Annotated in this window: 3 protein-coding genes; all 3 read right to left on the bottom strand. The window is 42.9% G+C overall.

What is annotated here, in order from left to right:
• Nucleotides 1-390: 390 nt before the first annotated feature.
• Nucleotides 391-1,167, bottom strand: coding sequence for a phosphoadenylyl-sulfate reductase (locus tag ACP45E_RS18605; RefSeq protein ID WP_017038478.1), 777 nt, complete (start codon nt 1,165-1,167; stop codon nt 391-393).
• Complete coding sequence (gene cysI / locus ACP45E_RS18600; RefSeq protein ID WP_017038477.1) at nt 1,160-2,878, bottom strand: assimilatory sulfite reductase (NADPH) hemoprotein subunit; 1,719 nt, start codon at nt 2,876-2,878, stop codon at nt 1,160-1,162. Before cysI ends, ACP45E_RS18605 begins: the two co-directional genes overlap by 8 nt.
• The coding region (locus tag ACP45E_RS18595; RefSeq protein ID WP_069585408.1) for an assimilatory sulfite reductase (NADPH) flavoprotein subunit at nt 2,878-4,409 on the bottom strand (1,532 nt) is incomplete at its 5' end. The genes ACP45E_RS18595 and cysI, both read right to left, overlap by 1 nt.

The following is a 4,409-nucleotide window of genomic DNA, read 5'->3' as shown; positions in this document are numbered from 1 at the left end:
AGGTTTAAATTGTTAAAGAGCGTTCTTCTTTTGTGATTTGCATCACTTGGAAGAGGCGGCCATTCTAGCGAGATAATCTTCAGTGTCAAACACTTTTTAAAATTTTCTCTTTTTGCTTTCTAGCCTTGTTGACCCTGCTTGTTAGCCCGTAAGCCCTTGCTGTGTCAACGAGGAGGCATTATAGAGATCGAACTCACATTGGCAAGTGTTATTTGTGAAAAAATGCAAAAATACGCACTTTAAGTGCTAATTTGATCCAAGCGGTTATTTATCATCATTTACGCAGATCAAATATACACCTTATCCCCAGAGTTATGCACAATGCGTATTTTAGAGTCAATTTTCAGGCATAAAAAAAGCTGCCATTGCAGCTTTCTCTTTATTGAATGATTAAATTCCAGAACCATATTGTTCGCCATCATCTTCATGAAGGCCACATTCTCTCTTTAATCCAAAGAAACGGGTTTCTTCTTCATTCATTCCAGGTTCCCACTTTTTAGAAGTGTGGGTATCACCCACTGATAGATAACCCTCTTCTCGAAGTGGGTGATAAGCCAAACCGTGCTTCTCTAAATAATAGTGCACGTCTTTATTTGTCCAGTCTATTACCGGTAAGAACTTGAAAACACCATTTTGTAGCGAAAGAATAGGCAGACTTGCTCGGCTACTGGACTGCTCTCGTCTTAGCCCTGAAAACCATGTTCCCACTTCTAACTCGTCCAACGCTCGACGCATTGGTTCGACTTTATTCAACTTATTATATTTTTCTATTCCCTCTATACCTTGTTCCCATAGCTTTCCGTAACGTGCCTCTTGCCAATTGGGGCTATTTGGAGCTCGATATACTTTAAGGTTGAGTGTTAACTGTTGGCTCAATTGATCAATGAATTGATACGTTTCATTAAAAAGGTAACCTGTGTCCGTTAATATTACGGGAATATCTGGATCAGCTTGCGTTACTAGATGCAGCATCACCGCAGCTTGAATACCAAAACTAGATGAAACAACGTGTGTTCCCTCTAAGTTATTCAAAGCCCATTTAACACGCTGTTGCGCAGTTAGCTTTTCTAACTCGGCATTAATTTCAGCAAGACGGAGAATTTGCTCCGTCTTAGTTAATGAGAGCAGTTCTGCTAACTTCAATTTTGAAGCTACAGAATTAAGCATAAAGATCCCTCTTTGATACGAAGACTTCTTCTATAATGCCAGCACGAATCGTAAAGTCACCGAAGCCTTCGTTTTCTTCACGCTCTGTCGCCCATCGACCGACTAACTGATCTATTTCTTCCAAGATTTGTTTGTCAGTGATGTTCTCTTTATACATTTTAGGAATTCGCGTACCCGCTCTGTTGCCGCCTAAATGTAGGTTATAACGATTCGGTGCTTTGCCCACTAATCCAATTTCAGCTAACATAGCTCGGCCACAACCATTAGGGCAACCTGTTACCCGCAAGATAATATTGTCATCTTTTGGTAGCTGATGCTTTTCTAGAATAGCTTCAACATCAGTCACGAACTGAGGTAAGAAACGTTCAGCTTCCGCCATCGCTAATGGACAGGTAGGAAATGCAACACATGCCATTGAATTTTTACGTTGTTCACTGACGGTGTCATCCATCAAACCATGGGCGCGTGCAATCTTTTCAATCTTCGCTTTTTCTTTCTCTGGTACGCCTGCAACAATCAAGTTCTGATTCGCTGTCATGCGGAAGTCACCTTTGTGCACTTTCGCAATTTCAGCTACACCTGTTTTTAGGGGTTTACCTGGGAAGTCTAATAAGCGTCCATTTTCGATGAACAATGCAAGGTGATGTTTACCATCGATCCCTTCAGCCCAACCAATACGATCGCCACGCCCTGTAAATTCATATGGGCGACTCTCTTCAAAATTAACACCTGCGCGTTTTTCAACTTCCGCTTTGAACACATCAATACCGACTCTATCGAGTGTGTATTTGGTTTTTGCGTTTTTACGGTTAGATCGGTTACCCCAATCACGCTGTGTAGTCACGACCGCAGCAGCTACCTCTAACGTTTTGTCTAGAGGAACAAAACCAAAATCATCCGCTTTACGCGCATAAGTCGACGTGTCACCGTGGGTCATTGCTAATCCACCACCCACCAACACATTAAATCCAACAAGCTTTCCGTTATTCGCAATCGCGACAAAGTTAAGATCGTTTGCATGGACATCAACATCATTCTGAGGAGGAATCACAACCGTTGTTTTGAACTTACGCGGTAGATAATTGCTGCCTAAGATAGGCTCTTCTGTTGTCTCTACTTTTTCGCCATCAAGCCAAATCTCGGCATAAGCACGAGTTTTTGGTAGTAGATGCTCACTGATCTTCTTCGCCCACTCATACGCTTCTTGATGAAGTTCAGATTCAACCGGGTTCGTTGTACACAAAACATTTCGGTTAACATCACCGGCAGTTGCAATGGAATCGATACCAATGCTATTCAGCGTCTGGTGCATCAGCTTGATGTTTGGTTTCAATACACCGTGAAATTGAAAGGTTTGACGAGTCGTTAAACGCAGACTTCCATAGCTGGTATTTTCAGTTGCAAACTTATCAATGGCTAGCCATTGCTTCGGAGTAATAATCCCACCCGGCATACGTGCACGCAGCATGACATTATGCAGAGGCTCTAATTTTTGTTTCGCACGCTCGGCTCTAATATCGCGGTCATCCTGCTGATACATCCCATGGAAACGAATCAATTGGAAGTTATCTGCCGTAAAGCCACCGGTAATTCGATCTTGAAGATCCTTCTCTATCGTACCGCGCAAGAAATTACTCTCACGCTTCAAACGTTCGTTGTCTGCTAATGGACCAAGCACTTGACCCAATACTTCTTGCTCTTGCTTGCTCATTAGTACACATCCCTTTGGTAACGTTTGTCTTTGCGTAAGTTGTTAATAAATGCCTCAGCATCGTCTCTCGACATCTTCCCTTGCTGCTCTGCAACTTGAATGAAGGCTTCATGGACATCTTTCGCCATGCGCGTTGCATCACCACAAACATAGATGTACGCACCCGCTTGTATCCATTGCCAAACTTGTTCCGCTTGCTCAAGTACTCGGTGCTGGACGTAAACTTTTTCATGTTGATCACGACTAAAGGCGACATCAAGCTGCGAAAGAAGACCTGACTTCAAATACTTTTGCCATTCAACTTGATACAAAAAGTCTTGGGTAAAGGTTCGATCACCAAAGAATAACCAGTTTTTTCCTTCTGCTTCTCGGTTGTCGCGCTCTTGCATAAAGCTTCGGAAAGGCGCAATACCCGTTCCTGGACCAATCATAATCACCGGAGCATTATCATCTTGAGGAAGTTTGAAGTTATTGTTGTTTTCAATAAACACTTTAACTTCACCGCCTTCTTCCAATCGTTGCGCTAAGAAACCTGAAGCGCCGCCGAATCGAGATTGTTCACCTTTTTGATATTCAACCAGACCGACCGTCAAATGAACTTCTTCATCGACTTCACTTTGGCTTGATGCAATGGAATACAAACGAGGCGTCAATTTTCGCAGTAGCCCGACGAATTCATCAGCAGACAACTTGGTTTTCTTTTCTGTAAGTACGTCAACGATTTGTGTGTTTCCTGCGTACTCACGTAGCTTATCTTTATCTTCCACCAGCTTTTGGAGTTTTTTACTGCCCGACAACTCTGCAAACTTAGTTACAAACTGAGGGTTTGACGCTGTGATTTCGAACTTGCTAACTAAAGCGCTATGAATAGAGAGGCTTTCACCATCAACATCGACACTCTCAACACCAGAAAGGCCCACTTTCGACAGAATTTCATTGGCTAAATCAGAACTGTTTTCATACCAAACACCCAACGCGTCTCCGGCTTGGTAAGTAATACCTGAATCTTCAAGATCAATCTCGATATGACGAACGTCTTTGCCTGAATCACGACCGGTGATTTTCTGGCTCGTTAGCAAGCTCGCTGTGTATGGATTCTGTTTCGTGTATTGTGAATGAGACGAAGCCTGACCAACAGGCAATTGAACGACGTCAGCTTCAGTACCAGAAGAAAGATCTTCTTGAAGAATATCTAACGCTTTAGTACGCCACTCTTTAGCTTCATTCTCGTAGTCCACATCGAGATCAATGCGATCAATAAAGGCCGTCGCCCCTTGTTTCGATAAGTAAGCATCGAAGTCTTTACCCGTTTGGCAAAAGAATTCGTAGCTTGAATCACCCAAACCAATCACCGCGTATTTTAGATTCGGTAACTTCGGCGCTTTCTTCGATTGTAAGAACTCGTGCAGCTCAATGGCGTTATCTGGTGCTTCACCTTCACCATTGGTTGAAGCGACAATAATGACATGCGTTTCTTTCGCGAGATTCTTGCCTTTATAATCACTGGCATCAAATAGCTGAGATTCAACCC

The organism is Vibrio genomosp. F10 str. 9ZD137 (assembly GCF_049974785.1).
Taxonomy (GTDB): domain Bacteria; phylum Pseudomonadota; class Gammaproteobacteria; order Enterobacterales; family Vibrionaceae; genus Vibrio.
Note: the sequence above shows the minus strand (reverse complement) of the source record. Positions and strands in the feature narration are given on the sequence as shown.

Bases quoted from the DNA above. Each gene is read 5' to 3' on its own strand.
- ACP45E_RS18605 (WP_017038478.1), bottom strand. From the start codon at position 1,167: ATGCTTAATTCTGTAGCTTCAAAATTGAAGTTAGCAGAACTGCTCTCA.
- cysI (WP_017038477.1), bottom strand. From the start codon at position 2,878: ATGAGCAAGCAAGAGCAAGAAGTATTGGGTCAAGTGCTTGGTCCATTA.